The 22339-nt window shown below is 44.1% G+C and carries 32 protein-coding genes and 1 pseudogene; all 33 read right to left on the bottom strand.

What is annotated here, in order from left to right:
• Positions 1-31 precede the first annotated feature (31 nt).
• The 33 genes and pseudogenes from infA to rpoC all read right to left on the bottom strand — a co-directional run bounded on the left by infA (position 32) and on the right by rpoC (position 22297).
• Entirely contained in the window at positions 32-250 is a 219-nt protein-coding gene (infA, locus tag ACW5MY_RS00850; protein ID WP_003156508.1) for a translation initiation factor IF-1, read from the bottom strand.
• Positions 228-510, bottom strand: a pseudogene (locus tag ACW5MY_RS00845) (KOW domain-containing RNA-binding protein). Before ACW5MY_RS00845 ends, infA begins: the two are co-directional and overlap by 23 nt.
• A 64-nt stretch (positions 511-574) precedes the next feature.
• Positions 575-1321, bottom strand: a complete 747-nt coding sequence (map, locus tag ACW5MY_RS00840) for a type I methionyl aminopeptidase (RefSeq protein ID WP_289394086.1) — start codon at positions 1319-1321, stop codon at positions 575-577.
• A complete protein-coding gene (locus ACW5MY_RS00835) occupies positions 1318-1971 on the bottom strand; it encodes an adenylate kinase (protein WP_014469622.1) in 654 nt (217 codons plus the stop codon). The genes map and ACW5MY_RS00835 overlap by 4 nt, the downstream gene beginning before the upstream one ends.
• A gap of 51 nt (positions 1972-2022) precedes the next feature.
• Positions 2023-3318, bottom strand: a complete 1296-nt coding sequence (gene secY, locus ACW5MY_RS00830; protein ID WP_013350817.1) for a preprotein translocase subunit SecY — start codon at positions 3316-3318, stop codon at positions 2023-2025.
• A gap of 1 nt (position 3319) precedes the next feature.
• Positions 3320-3760 carry a 50S ribosomal protein L15 gene (rplO, locus tag ACW5MY_RS00825; protein WP_003156499.1) on the bottom strand — a complete coding sequence of 147 codons (441 nt, stop codon included), beginning with the start codon at positions 3758-3760 and terminating at the stop codon, positions 3320-3322.
• Between the two features lie 30 nt (positions 3761-3790).
• Positions 3791-3970, bottom strand: coding sequence for a 50S ribosomal protein L30 (rpmD, locus tag ACW5MY_RS00820; protein ID WP_289394085.1), 180 nt, complete (start codon positions 3968-3970; stop codon positions 3791-3793).
• Between the two features lie 13 nt (positions 3971-3983).
• The gene (rpsE, locus tag ACW5MY_RS00815; protein WP_003156493.1) at positions 3984-4484 is read right to left on the bottom strand and encodes a 30S ribosomal protein S5; all 501 of its coding nucleotides are present in this window, start codon (positions 4482-4484) and stop codon (positions 3984-3986) included.
• Between the two features lie 24 nt (positions 4485-4508).
• Positions 4509-4871: a 50S ribosomal protein L18 gene (gene rplR / locus ACW5MY_RS00810; protein ID WP_013350816.1), complete on the bottom strand. Its 363-nt coding sequence runs from the start codon at positions 4869-4871 to the stop codon at positions 4509-4511.
• Positions 4872-4904: 33 nt separating this feature from the next.
• Positions 4905-5444 (bottom strand): 50S ribosomal protein L6, encoded by a 540-nt coding sequence (gene rplF, locus ACW5MY_RS00805; RefSeq protein ID WP_014469621.1) that lies wholly within the window; start codon positions 5442-5444, stop codon positions 4905-4907.
• A 31-nt stretch (positions 5445-5475) separates the two neighbouring features.
• Positions 5476-5874, bottom strand: a complete 399-nt coding sequence (gene rpsH, locus ACW5MY_RS00800) for a 30S ribosomal protein S8 (RefSeq protein ID WP_003156489.1) — start codon at positions 5872-5874, stop codon at positions 5476-5478.
• Positions 5875-5905: 31 nt separating this feature from the next.
• On the bottom strand, positions 5906-6091 hold the full coding sequence (gene rpsN, locus ACW5MY_RS00795) for a 30S ribosomal protein S14 (RefSeq protein WP_003156488.1): 186 nt from the start codon (positions 6089-6091) through the stop codon (positions 5906-5908).
• A 22-nt stretch (positions 6092-6113) separates the two neighbouring features.
• A complete protein-coding gene (gene rplE / locus ACW5MY_RS00790) occupies positions 6114-6653 on the bottom strand; it encodes a 50S ribosomal protein L5 (RefSeq protein WP_289394084.1) in 540 nt (179 codons plus the stop codon).
• Positions 6654-6679: 26 nt separating this feature from the next.
• Entirely contained in the window at positions 6680-6991 is a 312-nt protein-coding gene (rplX, locus tag ACW5MY_RS00785) for a 50S ribosomal protein L24 (protein ID WP_013350813.1), read from the bottom strand.
• 36 nt (positions 6992-7027) lie between these two features.
• On the bottom strand, positions 7028-7396 hold the full coding sequence (rplN, locus tag ACW5MY_RS00780) for a 50S ribosomal protein L14 (RefSeq protein ID WP_003156485.1): 369 nt from the start codon (positions 7394-7396) through the stop codon (positions 7028-7030).
• A gap of 41 nt (positions 7397-7437) precedes the next feature.
• Positions 7438-7701 carry a 30S ribosomal protein S17 gene (rpsQ, locus tag ACW5MY_RS00775; RefSeq protein ID WP_013350812.1) on the bottom strand — a complete coding sequence of 88 codons (264 nt, stop codon included), beginning with the start codon at positions 7699-7701 and terminating at the stop codon, positions 7438-7440.
• Between the two features lie 22 nt (positions 7702-7723).
• Positions 7724-7924 carry a 50S ribosomal protein L29 gene (gene rpmC / locus ACW5MY_RS00770; RefSeq protein ID WP_003156482.1) on the bottom strand — a complete coding sequence of 67 codons (201 nt, stop codon included), beginning with the start codon at positions 7922-7924 and terminating at the stop codon, positions 7724-7726.
• Entirely contained in the window at positions 7914-8348 is a 435-nt protein-coding gene (gene rplP, locus ACW5MY_RS00765; RefSeq protein ID WP_003156478.1) for a 50S ribosomal protein L16, read from the bottom strand. Before rplP ends, rpmC begins: the two co-directional genes overlap by 11 nt.
• A 1-nt stretch (position 8349) precedes the next feature.
• Positions 8350-9006 carry a 30S ribosomal protein S3 gene (gene rpsC, locus ACW5MY_RS00760; protein WP_003156476.1) on the bottom strand — a complete coding sequence of 219 codons (657 nt, stop codon included), beginning with the start codon at positions 9004-9006 and terminating at the stop codon, positions 8350-8352.
• Positions 9007-9009: 3 nt separating this feature from the next.
• Entirely contained in the window at positions 9010-9351 is a 342-nt protein-coding gene (gene rplV, locus ACW5MY_RS00755) for a 50S ribosomal protein L22 (protein WP_003156475.1), read from the bottom strand.
• 16 nt (positions 9352-9367) lie between these two features.
• Positions 9368-9646: a 30S ribosomal protein S19 gene (rpsS, locus tag ACW5MY_RS00750; RefSeq protein WP_003156472.1), complete on the bottom strand. Its 279-nt coding sequence runs from the start codon at positions 9644-9646 to the stop codon at positions 9368-9370.
• Between the two features lie 57 nt (positions 9647-9703).
• On the bottom strand, positions 9704-10537 hold the full coding sequence (gene rplB, locus ACW5MY_RS00745) for a 50S ribosomal protein L2 (RefSeq protein ID WP_003156470.1): 834 nt from the start codon (positions 10535-10537) through the stop codon (positions 9704-9706).
• Between the two features lie 31 nt (positions 10538-10568).
• On the bottom strand, positions 10569-10856 hold the full coding sequence (rplW, locus tag ACW5MY_RS00740) for a 50S ribosomal protein L23 (protein WP_003156467.1): 288 nt from the start codon (positions 10854-10856) through the stop codon (positions 10569-10571).
• Positions 10856-11479, bottom strand: coding sequence for a 50S ribosomal protein L4 (rplD, locus tag ACW5MY_RS00735; RefSeq protein WP_007615239.1), 624 nt, complete (start codon positions 11477-11479; stop codon positions 10856-10858). Before rplD ends, rplW begins: the two co-directional genes overlap by 1 nt.
• 27 nt (positions 11480-11506) lie before the next feature.
• Entirely contained in the window at positions 11507-12136 is a 630-nt protein-coding gene (rplC, locus tag ACW5MY_RS00730) for a 50S ribosomal protein L3 (RefSeq protein ID WP_003156465.1), read from the bottom strand.
• Between the two features lie 39 nt (positions 12137-12175).
• On the bottom strand, positions 12176-12484 hold the full coding sequence (rpsJ, locus tag ACW5MY_RS00725) for a 30S ribosomal protein S10 (protein WP_003156464.1): 309 nt from the start codon (positions 12482-12484) through the stop codon (positions 12176-12178).
• Between the two features lie 248 nt (positions 12485-12732).
• Complete coding sequence (locus ACW5MY_RS00720) at positions 12733-13695, bottom strand: alpha/beta fold hydrolase (protein WP_289394083.1); 963 nt, start codon at positions 13693-13695, stop codon at positions 12733-12735.
• A gap of 103 nt (positions 13696-13798) precedes the next feature.
• Entirely contained in the window at positions 13799-14989 is a 1191-nt protein-coding gene (tuf, locus tag ACW5MY_RS00715; protein WP_003156451.1) for an elongation factor Tu, read from the bottom strand.
• A 119-nt stretch (positions 14990-15108) separates the two neighbouring features.
• Complete coding sequence (fusA, locus tag ACW5MY_RS00710) at positions 15109-17187, bottom strand: elongation factor G (RefSeq protein ID WP_007410399.1); 2079 nt, start codon at positions 17185-17187, stop codon at positions 15109-15111.
• 52 nt (positions 17188-17239) lie between these two features.
• Complete coding sequence (gene rpsG / locus ACW5MY_RS00705; RefSeq protein WP_003156447.1) at positions 17240-17710, bottom strand: 30S ribosomal protein S7; 471 nt, start codon at positions 17708-17710, stop codon at positions 17240-17242.
• Between the two features lie 39 nt (positions 17711-17749).
• A complete protein-coding gene (rpsL, locus tag ACW5MY_RS00700) occupies positions 17750-18166 on the bottom strand; it encodes a 30S ribosomal protein S12 (RefSeq protein ID WP_003156445.1) in 417 nt (138 codons plus the stop codon).
• Positions 18167-18281: 115 nt separating this feature from the next.
• Positions 18282-18530 carry a 50S ribosomal protein L7ae-like protein gene (locus ACW5MY_RS00695; protein WP_013350810.1) on the bottom strand — a complete coding sequence of 83 codons (249 nt, stop codon included), beginning with the start codon at positions 18528-18530 and terminating at the stop codon, positions 18282-18284.
• Positions 18531-18697: 167 nt separating this feature from the next.
• Positions 18698-22297 carry a DNA-directed RNA polymerase subunit beta' gene (gene rpoC / locus ACW5MY_RS00690; protein ID WP_289394082.1) on the bottom strand — a complete coding sequence of 1200 codons (3600 nt, stop codon included), beginning with the start codon at positions 22295-22297 and terminating at the stop codon, positions 18698-18700.
• Between the last annotated feature and the right edge of the window lie 42 nt (positions 22298-22339).

Genomic DNA, 22339 nt, shown 5'->3' with positions numbered 1-22339 from the left:
GTTTCCAACCTCCTTCAGTTTCCGGAGTGCTTTATTTGTAACGGTACGTAATCCTGCCACGAGTTAAGTCATATGGAGATAATTCTACCGTAACTTTGTCTCCAGGTAAAATGCGAATGAAGTGCATGCGGATTTTACCAGATACGTGAGCCAAAACCGTATGGCCATTCTCGAGTTCAACTTTGAACATCGCGTTTGGCAGAGTTTCGACTATCGTACCTTCCACTTCAATTACATCGTCTTTCGCCATTCAAGTGTTCTCCCTTCTTCAAATCAGTAACTTGCTCTCTGACAAATTTCAAAAGAGAAAATCTCAGTTATCCGTTTGTCACACGCCCTGTTTCGTTTATACTGTTCTGAACTTCCGGAGATACGCAATCATAAAGGGTAAATGATTGATATTCTTTTTCTAAGGAGAATGAAATGTACGCTTTTCTCCGTCTGCTTTAGTACATGATGAAGAATCTTCATTCCGATGACAGCAGCTAGCCGGTTTTTCCTCCGACCAATTGTACATCTACAATCTGCCCAGGTGCGGAACGAAAAACATTTGTCATGGAATTCATTTCATCATCTAGACTTTTGTCAGTATATCAAAACCCGTTTCCGTAATCGAAATCGTATGTTCAAAATGAGCACACTTTTTCCCATCTACCGTTACAACCGTCCAGTTATCAGCCAATGTTTTCACATACCGGCTGCCAGCGTTAACCATCGGTTCTATAGCGAGAACCATACCAGGCTTCAGCCTAGGTCCTTTGTTTGGCGGACCGTAGTGAGGAATTTGCGGATCCTCATGCAAGTCTTGACCAACACCATGTCCGACATACTCCCTAACAACTGAAAACTGCTCATTTTCGACATACGTTTGTATTGCGTGGGAAATATTCGACAAACGTTCACCTGGTTTTGCTTCCTTCAAGCCTTTATATAAAGACTCCTCTGTCACTTCCAGCAGTCGTTTATCATCATCACTGATGTTTCCTACCGGATATGTCCAAGCAGAGTCACCATGATAACCATTTAATTTAGCACCGATATCAATGCTGATAATGTCACCGTCGCGCAAAACCCTTTTGCCGGGAATTCCGTGAACGAGTTCTTCATTAACTGATACACAGATGCTCCCGCGAAACCCATTATACCCCTTAAAAGATGGGATTGCACCCTGCTTCTCAATAAAACGTTCGGCAATTTGATCCAATTCTTTTGTCGAGATTCCTGGTTTAATGTGCTTTTTCAACTCTTCATGAGTCAAAGCCACGATTCGCCCTGCTTCCCGCATGATGCTTAGCTCACGAGGGGTCTTACAGATAATCATTTGCTCAATCCTCCAAGAAGCTCCTTCACATCTTTGTACACGTCATTAATGTCCTGCTGGCCATTGACGTTGACAAGATATCCTTTCTCGGAATAAAAATCGAGTAAAGGCTGAGTCTGCTTCATGTTGACCTCAAGCCGTTTTGAGACGGTTTCCTCATTATCATCTGCCCGTTGATAAAGGTCTCCTCCGTCTTTATCACAAACACCCGGCGTTTTCGGCGGATTGAAAACCAAATGATAGGTTGTGCCGCAAACACTGCAAATTCTGCGTCCAGTCAAACGTTCCATTAAAGAGTCTTTGTCTACTTTAATGTTAATGACATAATCAATCGGCTTGCCGTATTCCTCAAGAATGTCTTCAAGAGCTTCAGCCTGAGCGACTGTTCGCGGAAATCCGTCCAGAAGAAAACCTCTTTCACAATCATCTTTGCCGAGTCTTTCTTTGACAATGCCGATTGTGACTTCGTCCGGTACGAGCTCGCCTTTATCAATATAAGACTTTGCTTCGAGTCCGAGTGGTGTTTCTTCTTTCATAGCAGCACGGAACATATCTCCCGTTGAGATATGAGGTATCCCATAATCCTCAACAATTCGTTCTCCCTGTGTGCCTTTACCGGCTCCAGGAAGTCCCATTAAGACTAAGTTCATTCGGATTTCCCCCGTCCTCTCTTATTTAGAGGAATGGTTAAAACCAGTCCTCTAATTTTTCATAAATCCTCGGTAATTACGTTTCACTAACTGGCTCTCCAGCTGCTTCATTGTCTCCAAGGCTACCCCCACGACAATTAACAAAGATGTTCCGCCAATCTGTGCACTTTGAGGCAATCCAGCGAATTGAATGAAAAAGATAGGAAGAATGGAAATCACGGCTAAGAATATAGAACCCACAAACGTAAGTCGATACAAAATGCTCGTAATTCTATCTTGAGTCATTTTCCCTGGACGAACCCCCGGGATATAGCCACCCTGTTTTTTAAGGTTATCAGCCATTTGTTCAGGGTTTACCTGCACAAAAGCATAGAAGTACGTAAAGGCGATAATTAATGCGACATAAACCGTCATGCCCACCGGATGTGTATTGTCAAAGTTGGCTTGAATCCACTTTGTCACATCGTTTGTTCCGAAAAATGACGCGATTGTACGCGGCGTAATAAGAAACGCAACAGCAAAGATTACCGGAATAACCCCTGCAGGATTCACTTTAAGCGGAAGGTGAGTTGACTGGCCTCCGCCAACAGGTGAACGACCTTGCCCTTTTGCATATTGAATCGCAATCTTTCGTACGGCCTGCTGAATGAAAATAACACCAACAATAACGGCCAAAATCGCAATCACCAGTAAGGCGATTTTTACAATATGAATAAACAGCTGATCGCTGCTGCCGACAAATTGAGTCTCATAAATCTGCCCAACAGTTTTCGGAATACTAGCCACAATCCCCGCGAAGATGATGATCGAAATTCCGTTACCTACTCCATTGGAAGTAATTTGTTCTCCCAGCCACATTAAAAAAGCAGTTCCTCCAGTGAGTACTAAAGCAATAATCAGATATGTCGATATGCCGGATTTTTCAATCAGCATACCGTTTGCCAGGTTGTTAAACCCGTATGACATACCTAACGCCTGGATAAAACCAAGCACAATCGTAAAATATCTCGTGAACTGAGCTAATTTACGGCGGCCGACTTCACCTTGCTTAGACCACTCAGTAAACTTCGGAACAACATCCATCTGAAGCAGCTGAATGATGATCGAAGCGGTGATGTAAGGTGTAATTCCCATCGCGAAGATGGAGAACTGATAAAGCGCACCGCCGCCAAATGTATTAAGGAGATCAAAAACCCCCATCGAACTTTGTGTCTGTAACGCCTGAGCATTAACATATGGCACAGGGATAAACGCACCTATGCGAAAGACGATAAGCATGAGTAATGTAAAAATGATTTTATTCCGAATATCACTCACACGCATAAAGTTGGAGATTGTCTTAAACAAGTTAGATCACCTCAGCTGTACCGCCAGCAGCTTCAACAGCTTCTTTCGCAGAAGCAGAGAATTTATTGGCTTTTACAGTTAATTTTTTCTCTAATTTACCGTTGCCAAGAATCTTTACTCCTGCATTAAGTTTGCTAATAACACCAGTCTCAAGAAGAAGTTCAGGAGTGACTTCCGTTCCTTCCGCAAAACCGTTCAATTTGTCTACATTCACAATCGCGTATTCCTTACGGTTGATATTTGTAAAACCGCGTTTAGGAAGACGTTGGAATAAAGGCATTTGTCCCCCCTCGAATCCAGGGCGTACACCGCCGCCAGAACGAGCGTTTTGACCTTTGTGACCTTTACCAGCTGTTTTACCGTTACCAGAACCAATACCACGACCTACGCGATTGCGCACTTTGCGTGAACCTTCTGAAGGCTTTAATTCATGAAGTTTCATTAGGACACCTCCTTAGCCTATAGTTTATTTTTATTGTTCTTTAACAGAAACTAGATGAGATACTTTATTAATCATACCGCGGATCGCAGCGTTATCTTCATGAACGACAGTTTGGTTCGTTTTCTTTAAACCAAGTGTTCTTACAGTAACGCGCTGATCTTCCGGGCGACTGATTACACTGCGTTTGAGGGTAATTTCTAATTTAGCCATTAATGTTCCCTCCTTATCCTAACAGTTCTTCTACAGATTTTCCACGAAGCTTCGCAACCTCTTCGGCACGTTTAAGCTCACTTAAACCTTGAAGTGTTGCACGGATCATGTTGATCGGTGTGTTAGAACCTAAAGACTTAGAAAGGATATCAGCAACGCCAGCAAGCTCAAGTACCGCACGTACAGGGCCTCCAGCGATAACTCCAGTACCTTCAGAAGCAGGTTTCAACAAGATATTGCCTGCACCGAAACGTCCGATGATTTCGTGTGGAATCGTAGTTCCAACCATTGGTACTTCAATCAAATTCTTTTTCGCATCTTCAACAGCTTTGCGGATTGCTTCAGGTACTTCTTGTGCTTTACCAGTACCGAAACCTACGTGACCGTTTTTGTCACCGACAACGACTAGAGCTGCGAAACGGAAACGACGACCACCTTTAACAACTTTCGCTACGCGGTTAACCGTAACTAAGCGTTCTTCTAACTCTAATTTGCTTGGGTCAATACGACGCATAATCATGTGTCCCTCCTTTTTTTATTAAAATTTCAGTCCGGCTTCACGAGCTGCATCGGCCAGAGCTTTTACACGTCCATGGTATAAGTATCCGCCGCGGTCAAATACTACGTCAGAAACACCTTTCTCAGAAGCGCGTTTCGCAACGAGTTCACCGACTTTAGCAGCAGCAGCGCTGTCACCAGTGCTTTCCACGTTCAAATCTTTGTCGAGAGTAGAGGCACTAACAAGTGTAACGCCATTTACATCATCGATGATTTGAGCATAAATGTGTTTGTTTGAACGGAACACATTCAGACGAGGTCTTTCAGCTGTGCCTGAAAGTTTAGCACGAACACGAGCATGTCTTTTTTGACGAGCAGCATTTTTGCTAGTTTTCGTAATCATCCTAGGTCACTCCTTTCTTCACTTTAAGCGGTCTTACTTAGCAGATTTACCTTCTTTACGGCGAACAACTTCACCTTCGTAGCGAATTCCTTTACCTTTGTAAGGCTCTGGAGAACGTACAGCGCGGATGTTAGCAGCGATAGCTCCTACACGCTCTTTGTCTGTACCTTTTACAACTACTTTTGTTTGAGAAGGAACCTCGATTTCGATGCCCTCTTCAGGAACGATTTCAACAGGGTGAGAGTATCCAACGTTTAAAACAAGTTTGTTTCCGGATTTAGACGCACGGTAACCGACACCGACTAATTCCAAACCTCTTTCAAATCCTTTAGATACGCCTTCAACCATGTTTCCAAGCAGACTGCGAGTCGTACCATGCAACGCACGGTGCTCTTTATGATCAGAAGGACGAGTGACTGTAAGCACGTTGTCCTCAATTTTGATTTCCATATCAGGATGGAAAGTACGAGTTAATTCTCCTTTTGGTCCTTTCACAGCTACAGTGTTGCCTTCGTTCAGCGTTACTGTAACTTCAGAAGGGATCTCAAGCAGTTTCTTACCTACACGAGACATACTAAAACACCTCCATTCTTTGTTAAACTTCTTACCAAACGTATGCTAGAACTTCTCCACCAGCTTGTTTTGCACGGGCTTCTTTGTCCGTTAAAACACCTTGTGATGTAGAAATAATCGCGATTCCAAGACCGTTAAGTACGCGAGGTACTTCATTTGATTTAGCGTATACACGCAAACCTGGTTTGCTGATTCTTTTAAGACCAGTGATAACGCGCTCGTTGTTTTGTCCGTATTTCAAGAAAACGCGGATGATACCTTGTTTGCTGTCTTCTACGAACTCAACGTCACGAATGAAACCTTCACGCTTTAAAATGTCAGCAATTTCTCTTTTCAATTTAGAAGCAGGAATTTCAAGCTTCTCATGACGTACCATGTTTGCATTACGAATACGAGTCAGCATATCTGCAATTGGATCTGTCATAACCATTATATAATTACCTCCTTCCCTTTCTTGGGGATTACCAGCTGGCTTTTTTCACGCCAGGAATTTGTCCTTTATATGCAAGCTCACGGAAACAAATACGGCAAAGTTTAAATTTACGAATGACTGAGTGCGGACGTCCGCAGCGTTCACAGCGAGTGTACTCTTGCACTTTAAACTTTGGTGTACGTTGTTGTTTCGCAATCATTGACTTTTTAGCCACGATTTCGCCTCCCTTTCATTGATTATTTCTGGAACGGCATACCTACTAGAGTTAATAGCTCACGAGCCTCTTCGTCAGAGTTAGCAGTCGTTACGATAACGATGTCCATTCCGCGAACCTTTGTTACTTTATCGTAGTCAATTTCAGGGAAGATTAACTGTTCTTTGATACCGAGAGTGTAGTTTCCGCGACCGTCGAAAGATTTCTTAGAAATCCCGTGGAAGTCACGTACACGCGGTAAAGATACAGAAATAAGTTTATCAAGGAAATCATACATGCGCTCTCCGCGAAGAGTTACTTTCGCACCGATAGGCATTCCCTCACGAAGACGGAATCCAGCAATTGATTTCTTCGCACGAGTAACGACAGGTTTTTGACCTGCGATAAACGTTAATTCTTCAACAGCACTGTCGATTGCTTTCGCGTTTTGAACAGCATCACCAACACCCATGTTGATTACGATTTTTTCGATTTTCGGCACCTGCATAACAGAGTCGTAGTTGAACTTCGTCATTAAAGCAGGTGAAATTTCTTTATTGTACTTTTCTTTAAGGCGGTTCATGAGATAGACCTCCCTTCCTTTAAATACTATTTATCTAAAACTTGCCCAGATTTTTTAGCAATACGAACTTTTTTGCCATCTTCCACTTTGTATCCTACGCGAGTCACTTCACCTGTTTTAGGATCGAGCGGCATAACGTTTGATACATGAATTGGCGCCTCTTGATTAGAAATTCCGCCTTGAGGGTTTGCTTGAGTCGGTTTAGAGTGTTTCTTCACCATGTTTACGCCCTCAACTAGAACGCGGTCCTTTTTAGGGAAAGCAGCAAGGATCGTACCTTGTTTGCCTTTATCTTTACCAGAGATAACCATTACTTTATCGCCTTTTTTCACATGCATCCTGATCGCACCTCCTTGAGTAAGGCATTTATTTCATTAGATAACTTCTGGAGCCAGAGAAACAATTTTCATGAAGTTGTTTTCACGTAATTCACGAGCAACCGGTCCGAAGATACGAGTTCCACGCGGGCTCTTGTCGTCACGGATGATAACACATGCATTCTCATCGAAGCTGATGTATGATCCGTCAGATCTGCGTGCTCCGCTTTTTGTACGAACGATAACAGCTCTTACGACTTCACCTTTTTTGACAACGCCTCCTGGTGTTGCTTGTTTAACCGTGCAAACAATTACATCACCAATGTTAGCCGTTTTACGTCCAGAACCGCCAAGAACTTTAATAGTAAGTACCTCACGCGCACCGGAGTTGTCAGCAACTTTTAAACGAGTCTCTTGTTGAATCATTATTTGTTACCTCCCTTCGGAAAAAAGAATTCCGAACTTTATTAGATAATAACAGCTTCTTCGACAACTTCAACTAGACGAAAACGCTTAGTTGCAGATAATGGACGAGTTTCCATGACCTTTACGATGTCTCCGATTTTAGCTTGGTTATTCTCATCATGTGCTTTTAATTTCTTTGAGTATTTTACGCGCTTACCGTAGATAGGATCCTTTTTGTATGTTTCAACAACAACAGTAATGGTTTTATCCATTTTGTCAGAAACAACACGGCCTTGGTAAACTTTGCGCTGGTTACGTTCGCTCATGCTCACGACCTCCCCTCAGTGATTATTTGTTAGCAGCAATTTCTCTTTCACGAATCACAGTTTTCATGCGCGCGATAGCTTTGCGCACTTCACGAATGCGAGCAGTATTTTCAAGTTGTCCTGTCGCTAATTGAAAGCGAAGATTGAAAAGTTCTTCTTTAAGAGACTTTACTTTTTGTTCAATTTCAGCAGTGGTAAGGTCACGAATTTCATTAGCTTTCATTTGATTCACCACCAATTTCTTCACGTTTTACGAACTTCGTTTTAATTGGCAATTTGTGAGATGCAAGACGAAGCGCTTCACGAGCTACCTCTTCAGACACACCAGAAATTTCAAATAAAACTTTGCCCGGTTTTACAACAGCTACCCAGCCTTCAGGAGCCCCTTTACCGGAACCCATCCGTACCTCAAGCGGTTTAGCAGTGTAAGGTTTTGAAGGGAAAATTTTAATCCAAACTTTACCGCCACGTTTCATGTAACGAGTCATCGCAATACGTGCAGCTTCGATTTGGCGGTTTGTGATCCAAGAAGCTTCAAGAGCCTGGATACCGTACTCACCAAAATGTACTTCAGTACCGCCTTTAGCGCGACCGCGCATTTTTCCGCGATGCTCTCTGCGATATTTAACGCGTTTTGGTAATAACATATTATTTTCCTCCTTCCTCAGTTTTCTTCTTAGTAGGAAGAACCTCTCCACGATAGATCCAGACTTTTACACCAAGCTTACCGTAAGTTGTGTCAGCTTCAGATGTTGCATAGTCGATGTCAGCACGTAAAGTGTGCAATGGAACAGTTCCTTCACTGTAGTATTCAGAACGAGCGATGTCAGCTCCGCCAAGACGGCCGGAAACCATTGTTTTCACACCTTGTGCTCCAGCACGCATAGTGCGTTGGATTTGTTGTTTCTGCGCACGGCGGAAAGAAATACGGTTTTCTAGTTGACGAGCGATGTTATCAGCTACAAGCTGAGCATCAAGATCTGCTCTTTTGATTTCAAGAATGTTAATGTGTACACGCTTGCCAGTAAGGCTGTTAAGGGCTTTACGAAGTGCTTCAACTTCAGAACCGCCTTTACCGATTACCATACCAGGCTTAGCAGTGTGGATCGTAATGTTAACGCGGTTTGCTGCGCGCTCGATTTCTACTTTAGAAACAGAAGCGTCAGAAAGGCGTTTGCTAATGAATTCACGAATTTTTAAATCTTCGTGCAGGAAGTCAGCGTAATCTTTACCAGCGTACCACTTAGATTCCCAATCACGAATGACTCCGATACGAAGACCGACTGGATTTACCTTTTGACCCACTACTTATCCCTCCTTCTTTTCTGATACAACGATTGTAATGTGGCTCGTACGTTTGTTGATTTGGCTCGCACGTCCCATAGCACGCGGGCGGAATCTTTTTAACGTTGGGCCTTCGTCAACAAATGCCTGAGAAATAACCAGATTGTTAGCGTCCATCTCGTAGTTGTGCTCAGCATTTGCGATAGCAGATTTTAAAACTTTTTCGATGATTGGAGAAGCAGCTCTCGGAGTTAGGTTCAAGATAGATACTGCTTCGCCTACTTGCTTACCTCGAATCAGGTCCATTACTAGACGTGCTTTACGAGGAGCAATACGGACTGTTCTTGCAACAGCTTTAGCTTGCATTTAAAAGCCTCCTCTCTTAGCGTCTTGTTTTTTTATCGTCACTGGCGTGGCCTTTGTAAGTACGAGTCGGTGCGAATTCGCCCAACTTGTGGCCTACCATGTCTTCAGAAATGAATACAGGCACGTGTTTACGCCCGTCATAGACTGCGATTGTGTGACCGATAAATTGTGGGAAAATAGTTGAACGGCGAGACCAAGTTTTTACAACTTGTTTCTTGTCCGTTTCATTTAATTTCTCGATTTTTGTCATCAAGTGTCCATCGACAAATGGTCCTTTTTTCAAGCTGCGAGCCATTTTGGAACCTCCCTTCGTGATTGCACTACGGTCCGAAAAGAACCGTAGACAACCCCGTTATTTATTTTTACGACGACGTACGATAAATTTATCAGATTTGTTCTTTTTCTTACGTGTCTTGAATCCAAGAGTCGGTTTGCCCCATGGAGACATTGGTGATTTACGTCCGATTGGCGCGCGACCTTCACCACCACCGTGCGGGTGATCGTTAGGGTTCATTACAGAACCGCGAACTGTAGGGCGGATGCCTTTCCAGCGAGAGCGTCCTGCTTTACCAACGTTGATAAGTTCGTGCTGCTCGTTACCTACTTGACCGATAGAAGCGCGGCAAGCAGAAAGGATCATGCGAACTTCACCAGAGTTAAGACGTACAAGAACGTATTTGCCTTCTTTACCAAGAACCTGAGCAGATGTACCAGCTGAACGTACAAGCTGTCCGCCTTTACCAGGTTTTAATTCAATGTTATGCACAACTGTACCAACAGGGATGTTGATAAGCGGAAGTGCGTTACCTACTTTGATGTCAGCTTCGGGGCCGGACATGATTTCAGTACCTACTTGAATTCCTTTTGGTGCAAGAATGTAACGTTTTTCTCCGTCTACATAGTTGATTAGCGCGATGTTAGCTGAACGGTTTGGATCGTATTCAACTGTAGCAACGCGTCCAGGTATACCATCTTTATCGCGTTTGAAGTCGATAACACGGTATTGGCGTTTGTGTCCGCCACCTTGGTGACGTACAGTCAATTTACCTTGGTTGTTACGTCCGCCTTTCTTGTGAAGGGGCGCAAGCAAGGATTTTTCCGGCTGGTCAGTCGTGATTTCAGCAAAATCTGAAGTTGTCATGCCACGACGTCCGTTAGAGGTCGGTTTATACTTTTTAATCGCCATTTTGAATTTCCCTCCTTCTTTTTACAAATAATTAAGCTTCAAAAATTTCGATTTCTTTGCTGTCTGCAGTAAGTTTTACGATCGCTTTTCTGCGACGGCTAGTCATACCAGTATAACGGCCGACACGTTTTGATTTCCCTTTGTAGTTCATGATGTTGACTTTGTCAACTTTCACTCCAAAGATACTTTCAACTGCATCTTTCACTTCTGTTTTATTAGCTCTTACATCAACTTCAAAAGTATATTTCTTTTCAGTCATTAAATCAGCAGAACGTTCAGTAATGACGGGGCGCTTAAGAACATCACGAGGATCTTTCATTATGCAAGCACCTCCTCTACTTTTTCAACCGCAGCTTTTGTAATCAGAAGCTTCTCGTGGTTGACAACGTCTAACACGTTGATTCCGTTAGCTTGAACAACTGTAACTCCAGGGATGTTGCGTGCAGAAAGAGATACTGCTTCGTTTGCATCCGCAGTTACGATTAAAGCTTTTTTCTCAACAGATAATCCTTTAAGGATAGCTGCCATTTCTTTTGTTTTAACCGTATCAAGAGTAAGATCTTCAAGAACAATAATGTTGTTGTCGTTCACTTTAGAAGACAATACTGATTTGATTGCCAAGCGGCGAACTTTTTTAGGTAATTTGTAAGAATAGCTGCGTGGTGTTGGGCCGAATACGACACCACCTCCGCGCCATTGCGGTGAACGGATTGAACCTTGACGGGCACGACCTGTACCTTTTTGACGCCATGGTTTGCGACCTCCGCCGCGTACTTCAGAACGATTTTTTACTTTGTGAGATCCTTGACGTAAGGAAGCTCTTTGCATAAGAATAGCGTCGAATACTACGCTCTCATTTGGCTCAATTCCAAATACAGAAGCGTTTAATTCGATATCACCAGCAGTAGAACCGTTTTGGTTGTATAATGCTACTTTTGGCATGATCAATTTCCTCCTTTCCTAAGAGACTTATTTAGATTTAACAGCACTTTTTACAGTGATTAAAGCTTTTCTCGCACCAGGTACGTTACCTTTAATCAGAAGAAGATTGCGCTCAGCATCAACTTTTACGACTTCAAGGTTTTGGACAGTGATTTGATCTCCGCCCATGCGTCCAGGTAATAGTTTACCTTTGAATACACGGTTAGGATCTACAGGTCCCATTGAACCAGGACGACGGTGGTAGCGTGAACCGTGAGACATAGGTCCGCGAGATTGTCCGTGGCGCTTGATTGCACCTTGGAAACCTTTACCTTTAGATACTCCTGTTACATCTACGATTTCTCCTGCAGAGAAAATTTCAACCTTGACTTCCTGACCAATTTCATACGCATCCATATCCACGCCGCGTAATTCTTTAACGAAGCGCTTAGGAGCAGTTTCCGCTTTTGCAACGTGTCCTTTTTCCGGTTTGTTTGAAAGCTTTTCACGCTTATCGTCAAAACCAAGCTGGATCGCTTCATAGCCATCATTTTCAGCTGTTTTCTTTTGAAGAACAACGTTTGGAGCTGCTTCAATAACAGTTACCGGGATAAGATCACCGTTTTCTGCGAATACTTGCGTCATACCAATTTTTCTTCCTAAGATTCCTTTGGTCATTCGTCACACCTCCTATTAAGATCATTCTATATTTTAGAATTAAAGTTTGATTTCGATATCGACACCAGATGGTAAGTCTAATCGCATGAGAGCATCAACAGTTTGTGGTGTTGGGTTCACAATATCGATTAAACGTTTATGTGTACGCATTTCAAATTGCTCACGAGAATCTTTGTATTTGTGCACCGCACGAAGGATTGTGTAAACTGATTTTTCAGTTGGCAACGGGATCGGACCAGATACGCTGGCACCAGAACGTTTTGCCGTTTCAACAATCTTCTCTGCAGATTGATCAAGGATTCTATGATCATATGCTTTTAAACGAATACGAATTTTTTGTTTTGCCATTATTTTCCCTCCTTTTCGCCTACATCACGTTAGACAGTTCTCCGTGAGAAAAACCTGATCACCTTGCCATGGCAAAGCGGCCGGGTGTGTCAGCAACCTCTCACTTCATCGCAGTCAAAGACCAACATACACTATTATACAGAAAATAGACGCATGTTGCAAGGTTTATTTAAAGAACCTTGTGGTTTTCACACTTTGATTATTATACAGGGGATGCCATGATTAATCAAGGATATGCCTGTTTTCTTTCAGAGATGGAAAGATGCGAATCGGCTGACAACTTCAGCAAAGCGATCCGGCTCTTCCAAGTGAGGCGAATGGGCTGAGTTTTCAAACCAGTGCCATTCTTTATAGGGAGCCTCAACCTTCTGATAATATTGGTAAGATATCGTTCCCGGCACCGTCAAATCAAATCTTCCTGACATAAAACAGCACGGTATTTCAATAGAAGAAACTGATTGCCCGGCATCAAAGAAAATGAGATCTTCCCACAGATGTTTCAGGCTGAACATCTGTCCCCGCGCGGCTAAGAAGCTCCCTCTCACACCGTACGGTTCACCAAACAGCATTCGTCCGCCTGCTTTAAGGGCGCCGATCGGATTATGGGTAAAGCCTCCTCCCTTCATCTCGATACAAAGCAGAAACAATGAGCGCTGAAGCTGGCTGTTCCATGGAGGTGCACCGATAAAGCGCAGCGTCTTTTGTAGCAGGCGGTGTTTGCGCTCCTCGCTCCAATCCGTCAGCAGCCGGTAGGCTTCCGTTTCTTCCTTTTGGATATTTACAACCTGACTGATACCGATATACCCATCATACAAATCAGGTCTCTCTTGAAGAACATGAAGCGCCAACACTGATCCCCACGAATAGCCGGCGATATATATTTTTTGCCTGTTGAATTGCTTGCATAAGCGTTCGGTCAAATGAATGGTGTCAGCTGTCAGCTGATCCAAAGTCATAGACGAGCCCGGAATTTCATTTGAATATGAAAGTCCCGCCCCTCTCTGATCCCAGTTCACAACAGTGAAATGCTTTTCCAGCTCGCTCTGGTACTTTCTCGCATAGCCGATTTGAGGCGTGCCGGGCCCGCCGTGCAAAAACAAAAGCAGCGGATTGCTCTTGTCATCACCATTAATCATAATGGTCTGTTCACTGTCGTTAATCAGCAGTTGCTGAAGCATTGAAATCCGTTTTGTCTTGAAGTTATCAATCATCGCTCTGCTCCTAAATTTTGTATAACTTCTATTATACATTGAATCAGCCGGGAAACAAAAAAACGAGGCCCCGCATGGGACCCCGTATTAATGAACGAGTCGATTACTCAGTGATTGTAGAAACAACGCCTGAACCAACTGTACGTCCGCCTTCACGAATAGAGAAACGAGTTCCTTCTTCGATAGCGATTGTAGAGATAAGTTCAACGATCATTTCAGTGTTATCTCCAGGCATAACCATTTCTACGCCTTCTGGAAGATTGATGATACCAGTTACGTCAGTTGTACGGAAGTAGAACTGAGGACGGTAGTTAGAGAAGAATGGAGTATGACGTCCACCCTCTTCTTTAGAAAGAACGTAAACTTCAGCTTTGAATTTGCTGTGTGGAGTGATTGTACCTGGTTTAGCAAGTACTTGACCACGTTGGATGTCTTCACGAGCTACACCGCGAAGAAGTGCACCGATGTTGTCTCCAGCTTCAGCATAGTCAAGAAGCTTACGGAACATTTCAACACCTGTAACAGTTGTTTTGCTGTTTTCTTCTTGAAGACCGATGATTTCAACTTCGTCACCGACTTTAACTTGTCCGCGTTCTACACGGCCAGTAGCAACTGTACCACGACCAGTGATTGAGAATACGTCCTCAACTGGCATCATGAATGGTTTTTCAGTGTCGCGTTCTGGAGTTGGGATGTACTCGTCAACTGCAGCCATAAGTTCAAGAATTTTTTCTTCGTACTCAGCGTCGCCTTCAAGAGCTTTAAGAGCAGAACCCTTAACAACTGGTACATCATCACCAGGGAAGTCGTATTCGCTAAGAAGATCGCGAACTTCCATTTCAACAAGCTCAAGAAGCTCTTCGTCGTCTACCATGTCGCATTTGTTAAGGAATACTACGATGTATGGTACACCAACGTTTTTAGAAAGAAGGATGTGCTCACGAGTTTGTGGCATTGGGCCATCAGCAGCAGATACTACAAGGATAGCTCCGTCCATTTGCGCAGCACCAGTGATCATGTTTTTAACATAGTCAGCGTGTCCTGGGCAGTCAACGTGTGCATAGTGACGAGTGTCAGTTTCGTACTCAACGTGTGCAGTAGAGATTGTGATACCGCGCTCACGTTCTTCTGGAGCACCATCAATTTGATCGTACGCCATAGCTGTACCTTTACCAGATTTCTTATGAAGTACTGTTGAGATAGCAGCAGTTAATGTTGTTTTACCATGGTCAACGTGTCCAATTGTACCGATATTGGCATGTGATTTGGAACGGTCGAATTTTTCTTTAGCCATTCTAAAATCCTCCTTAAGAGCTTTTAATTAGTAATGTATAGAGTGATAGAAAGTGAAAGCAAGCTCTCACTTCCTCATCTTACAATAGTAGTTATACTTGAGTTAAGTGGCAAAATCAATTATTCGCCTTTATTTTTTTTGATAATTTCTTCAGCGATGCTCTTCGGCACTTCTTCGTAGTGATCCATGAACATTGTGAACGTACCGCGTCCTTGCGTGTTAGAACGAAGGGCAGTAGCGTAACCGAACATTTCAGCAAGAGGTACCATCGCACGCACAACTTGAGCGTTACCGCGAGCTTCCATACCTTCTACGCGTCCGCGACGAGAAGTAACATCACCCATGATGTCTCCCATGTATTCTTCAGGAATAACAACTTCAACTTTCATGATTGGTTCAAGAAGAACTGGGTTACATTTGCTGACTGCATTTTTCAATGCCATAGAAGCAGCGACTTTAAACGCCATTTCGTTTGAGTCAACATCATGGTAAGATCCATCAAAAAGTTTCGCCTTGATGTCGATTAGCGGGAATCCGGCTAGGACACCATTTTCAAGAGAGTCTTCAAGACCTGCTTGTACGGCTGGGATGTATTCACGAGGAACAACACCACCGACGATTGCGTTTTCGAATTCAAAGCCAGCGCCTTCTTCGTTCGGTTCAAATTCGATCCAAACGTGACCGAACTGACCGCGTCCGCCTGATTGACGTACGAATTTACCTTCAACTTTTGCACCGGTACGGAATGTCTCACGGTACGCAACTTGAGGAGCACCAACGTTAGCTTCAACTTTGAACTCACGCTTCATACGATCAACAATGATATCAAGGTGAAGCTCACCCATACCAGAGATGATTGTTTGACCCGTTTCAGGGTTTGTTTGTGTACGGAATGTAGGATCTTCTTCAGCAAGTTTCGCTAAAGCGATACCCATTTTATCTTGGTCAGCTTTTGATTTAGGCTCAATCGCTACGTCGATAACAGGCTCTGGGAATTCCATTGATTCAAGGATTACAAGATCCTTCTCATCACATAGAGTATCTCCAGTAGAAGTATCTTTTAGACCTACAGCAGCTGCGATGTCTCCAGCGTAAACAGTAGAGATCTCTTCACGGCTGTTAGCGTGCATTTGAAGGATACGTCCTACGCGCTCACGCTTGCCTTTTGTAGAGTTCTTTACATATGAACCGGAATCAAGTGTACCGGAATATACGCGGAAGAATGTCAGCTTACCGACATAAGGGTCAGTCATAACTTTAAATGCAAGTGCAGAGAATGGCTCTTCATCAGAAGAATGACGAACGATCTCTTCATCTGTGTCAGGACGTACACCTTTGATTGCAGCAACATCAGTTGGCGCAGGAAGGTAGTCAAGAACAGCATCAAGTACAAGCTGAACACCTTTGTTTTTGAAAGCAGATCCAACAAGTACAGGGTAGAATTCAACATTCAGTGTACCTTTACGGATAGCAGCTTTCAGTTCAGGAATAGTGATTTCTTCACCCTCAAGGTACTTTTCCATAAGCTCTTCATCAAGCTCAGCTACAGCTTCAATCAGGCTGCTGCGAAGCTCTTCAGCTTGCTCTTTGTACTCTTCAGGGATTTCTTTTGCATCTGAACGAGTTCCAAGGTCATCTTCATAGAAATACGCAACGTTTTCTACTAAGTCGATGATACCTTCGAAGTTGTCTTCAGCACCGATCGGCAATTGAATTGCGTGAGCGTTAGCTTGAAGACGGTCTCTCAGAGTGCCTACAGAGTAAAGGAAGTCTGCGCCGATTTTGTCCATTTTGTTGACAAATACGACACGCGGTACTCCGTAAGTTGTTGCTTGACGCCATACTGTTTCTGTTTGAGGCTCAACACCTGATTGAGCATCAAGTACGGCAACCGCACCATCAAGTACACGAAGTGAACGTTCAACTTCAACTGTGAAGTCTACGTGTCCCGGTGTATCGATGATGTTTACACGGTAACCTTTCCACTGTGCAGTTGTTGCTGCAGAAGTGATTGTGATTCCGCGTTCTTGCTCCTGCTCCATCCAGTCCATTTGCGAAGCACCTTCGTGAGTTTCGCCAATTTTGTGGATACGGCCTGTGTAGAACAAGATCCGTTCTGTAGTAGTCGTTTTACCGGCATCGATGTGAGCCATGATCCCGATATTACGAGTTTTTTCTAAGGAGAACTCTCTTGCCATTGGGTAATTTCTCCTTCCTTATTAGGGAATTGTAGTTTTGATTATATAAATCCTACCAGCGGTAGTGAGCGAATGCTTTGTTCGCTTCTGCCATCTTGTGAGTGTCTTCACGTTTCTTAACGGCAGCACCAGTGTTGTTAGCTGCATCAAGAATTTCGTTAGCCAGGCGCTCTTCCATTGTTTTTTCTCCGCGAAGACGCGCATAGTTAACCAACCAGCGAAGACCAAGAGTTGTACGGCGTTCAGGACGAACTTCTACAGGCACTTGGTAGTTAGCTCCACCTACACGGCGTGCTTTTACTTCAAGTACAGGCATGATGTTTTTCAATGCTTGTTCGAAAACCTCCATTGCATCATTGCCAGTGCGTTCTTTAATGATATCGAATGACTTGTATAGGATTGTTTGAGATTTACCTTTTTTACCGTCGATCATCATTTTGTTGATCAGGCGGGATACAAGCTTAGAGTTGTAAAGCGGATCAGGTAAAACGTCTCTTTTTGCTACAGGACCTTTACGTGGCATCTGAATATCCTCCCTTCATAGTTTTAATGATTTATTTGATTACTTTGCTTTAGGGCGTTTAGTACCGTATTTAGAACGGCCTTGCGCACGGTTTTCAACTCCGGCAGTATCAAGCGCACCACGAACGATGTGGTAGCGTACCCCCGGTAAGTCTTTTACACGTCCGCCGCGGATCAGTACAACGCTGTGCTCTTGCAGGTTGTGACCGATACCAGGAATGTAGGCAGTAACCTCGATTCCGTTAGTCAAACGAACACGAGCATATTTACGAAGTGCTGAGTTCGGTTTTTTCGGTGTCATTGTACCCACACGAGTACATACCCCGCGTTTTTGTGGAGAAGATACGTTAGTGTGCTCTTTTTTAAAGCTGTTGTATCCTTTGTTTAGTGCAGGTGACTTAGAGTTTTCAACTTTGCTCACGCGTCCCTTGCGAATTAGCTGATTAATTGTAGGCATGTTGTGTTCCTCCCTTCATTACGTTTTATAACCCACATACCCAGGTGGTTCATCATTAGGCAAAAAACAATGTCTTTACACAAGATTGAAATCTTATATAAAAACAAAAAGTACGCTATAACATAATGGCAACAGCTGCTGCTCCCACTTCAATTCCGCAGGCTTTGCCGAGCTTTTTCATGGAATCCACCATACAGACAGCGATGTTTTGGTTCTTTGCAAGCTGGATAACGCCAGCCGTAAGAACTGAATCCGCGTCTTTTGCCACGACGACTTCCTTCACTGAACCTCGTTTCAGAGCTTTCACTGTTTGCTTCGTACCAATAATAATTGATTTGGCCTGTGATACTTTATCATAAGACATAAACATATCCTCCAAAGTAACAGGTTTTATTTCGAGCACCTTGGTTATATTATCACTCTGCGGGACGGATGTCAACATCGTATGACATTTTTTAGTGCAGTCCGCCGCAAGAATAAATGTAATACTGAGGAAAGGCTGTCGAAACAGCCTTCCCGCAGCAGTTTATGTTATTCAGCCGGAACCATATCTTCCGCAGGCTGAACGTTTGAAACAGGTTTTACTTTTCTGTAATTCATCATACCGGTACCGGCCGGAACCAGTTTACCGATGATAACATTCTCTTTCAGGCCGAGAAGTTCATCACGCTTGCCTTTAATCGCAGCATCTGTAAGAACGCGTGTTGTTTCTTGGAATGATGCGGCAGACAAGAATGAATCTGTCTCAAGTGAAGCTTTCGTGATACCGAGAAGGACAGGACGGCCTGTAGCAGGTCGATTGCCTTCAAGCAGCACTTTCTTGTTCGCTTCTGTGAATTGGTGAATATCAAGCAATGTTCCAGGAAGAACATCAGTATCTCCAGCATCGATCACACGGACTTTGCGAAGCATCTGGCGAACCATTACTTCTACGTGTTTATCGCCGATTTCAACCCCCTGCATACGGTAAACCTTCTGAACCTCATGCAGAAGATATTCTTGAACCGTTGTCAGGTCAGTGACTTTAAGAAGTTCTTTCGGATCGATAGAGCCTTCTGTCAGAACTTGGCCGCGGGTAATCTGATCACCTTCAGCCACTTTCAGGCGTGAGTTGTAAGGTGCCGTGTATGAACGTGTCTCAACAGCGCCCTGAACAACAATTTCCTGCTGTTTGTCGCGGACTTCATTGATTTCGGCAATTGTACCGTCAATTTCAGAAATCGTCGCTTGACCTTTCGGATTACGCGCTTCGAAAAGCTCTTGGATACGCGGAAGACCTTGTGTGATATCGTCTCCGGCAACCCCGCCTGTGTGGAACGTACGCATTGTTAACTGTGTTCCAGGCTCACCGATAGATTGGGCGGCGATAATGCCTACTGCTTCGCCGACTTCAACGTCGGTTCCGGTTGCAAGGTTTCGTCCGTAGCATCGTTTACATACACCATGAGGAGTGTTACATGTAAACGCAGAACGGATCCACACTTCTTCGATTCCTGCTTCAACGATTTCCAGCGCTTTATCTTCATCGATCAATTCGTTTTCGTTAATGAGCACAGCACCCGTTTCAGGATGTTTGATCTGTTTTCTGGCGAAACGTCCGATCAGACGCTCTTCCAGACGCTCGATGATTTCCGAACCTTCTTTAAGCGGTTTTGCAAGAATACCGCGGTCAGTTCCGCAATCTGTTTCACGAATGATAACATCCTGCGCAACATCAACAAGACGGCGTGTCAGGTAACCTGAGTCAGCTGTTTTCAGGGCGGTATCGGCAAGACCTTTACGCGCACCGTGAGTGGAGATAAAGTACTCCAATACTGTCAGACCTTCACGGAAACTTGATTTGATCGGCAATTCAATGATTCGTCCAGCCGGGTTGGCCATCAGACCCCGCATACCCGCAAGCTGCGTAAAGTTAGATGCGTTACCACGGGCTCCTGAGTCACTCATCATGTAAATCGGGTTGACTTCGTCTAATGATTTCATCAGTTTGCCTTGGATAACGTCCTTCGCTGAACTCCAAATTGAAATAACTCTTTCATAACGTTCTTCTTCAGTGATTAAACCGCGTCTGAACTGTTTCATGACATTATCAACTTTGCTTTGTGCTTCTTCAAGAATTTCCTGCTTATCATCGAGAACGACGATATCAGAAACCCCTACTGTGATGCCGGCTTTCGTTGAATATCTGAAACCGAGGTTTTTCATGCGGTCAAGCATTTTAGACGTTTCCGTGATATGGAATCGTTTAAAGATTTCCGCGATGATTTTACCCAGAATACCTTTTTTAAACGGTGCGTTGATCGGCTGCTCTGCAATCACAGCTTTTACGTCAGCACCTTTATCTAAGAAGAAACGATCAGGTGTTTTCTCTTCAATGTTGCTCTTCGACGGCTCATTCATGTAAGGGAATGACTCAGGAAGAATTTCATTGAAGACCAGCTTACCGACTGTTGTAATTAACAGTTTTGAACGCTGCTCATCCGTAAATGTCACATTCTTCAGGGAGTTCGCCGCAACGGCTACTCTCGTATGAAGGTGAACATATCCGTTTTGATAAGCAAGAAGCGCTTCGTCCGTATTTTTGAAGACCATACCTTCGCCGACTGCTCCGGCGCGCTCAAGCGTCAGGTAGTAGTTTCCTAATACCATATCCTGAGACGGCGTAACAACCGGTTTACCATCTTTAGGGTTCAAGATGTTTTGAGCCGCAAGCATCAGAATGCGCGCCTCAGCTTGAGCCTCAGCTGATAAAGGTACGTGAACCGCCATTTGGTCACCGTCAAAGTCAGCGTTATAAGCTGTACATACTAACGGGTGAAGACGGATGGCGCGTCCTTCAACAAGCGTAGGTTCGAAAGCCTGGATACCTAATCTGTGAAGCGTAGGGGCACGGTTCAGTAAGACCGGATGCTCCTTAATGACAGATTCAAGTACATCCCATACTTCAGGCTGCACGCGTTCGATTTTGCGTTTTGCGCTCTTGATGTTGTGAGCAAGACCTTTTTCAACAAGCTCTTTCATAACGAATGGCTTGAAGAGCTCAAGCGCCATTTCCTTCGGCAATCCGCACTGATACATTTTCAGATGCGGACCTACGACGATAACGGAACGTCCTGAGTAGTCTACACGTTTACCGAGAAGGTTCTGACGGAAACGCCCTTGTTTCCCTTTCAGCATATGAGAAAGAGATTTGAGCGGACGGTTACCCGGTCCGGTAACCGGACGGCCGCGGCGTCCGTTGTCAATCAGAGCATCGACTGCTTCCTGAAGCATACGTTTTTCGTTCTGAACGATGATGCTAGGAGCACCGAGGTCTAACAGACGTTTTAAACGGTTGTTACGGTTGATGACACGACGGTAAAGGTCGTTCAGGTCAGACGTTGCGAAACGTCCGCCGTCAAGCTGAACCATCGGTCTTAACTCAGGCGGAATAACCGGAAGCACATCGAGGATCATCCAAGACGGCTTGTTTCCTGAATTACGGAAGGCTTCAAGCACTTCAAGGCGTTTGATCGCACGCGTACGGCGCTGTCCTTGAGAGGTTTTCAGCTCTTCTTTTAACATATCAACTTCTTTGACGAGGTCGATGTCCTGCAGAAGTTTATTAATGGCTTCCGCGCCCATAGAGGCTTGGAATTTGTTTCCGTACTTATCCAGATACGCACGGTATTCCTTTTCAGATAAAAGCTGTTTCTTTTCGAGCGGTGTATTGGCCGGGTCAGTTACGACGTAAGAAGCAAAGTAAATGACTTCTTCCAGCGCACGCGGTGACATATCCAATACAAGACCCATACGGCTCGGAATACCTTTGAAATACCAAATGTGAGAAACCGGGGCAGCCAGTTCAATATGCCCCATTCTCTCACGACGGACTTTAGCCCGCGTTACTTCAACTCCGCAACGGTCACAAACTACGCCTTTATAACGAACCCGCTTGTACTTGCCGCAATGACATTCCCAGTCCTTAGTCGGTCCGAAAATGCGTTCGCAGAACAGGCCGTCCTTTTCAGGTTTCAACGTACGATAGTTTATCGTTTCAGGCTTTTTCACTTCACCAAAAGACCATGAACGGATTTTATCCGGTGAAGCAAGACCGATGTTCATATACTCAAAATTGTTCACATCTAGCAAGGGGCCTACCTCCCTTTTTATCTTCGGATTAACCGATGTCAC

It is taken from the genome of Bacillus sp. Bwzl_19 (assembly GCF_054900515.1).
This window is presented reverse-complemented; position numbering and strand designations above follow the sequence as displayed.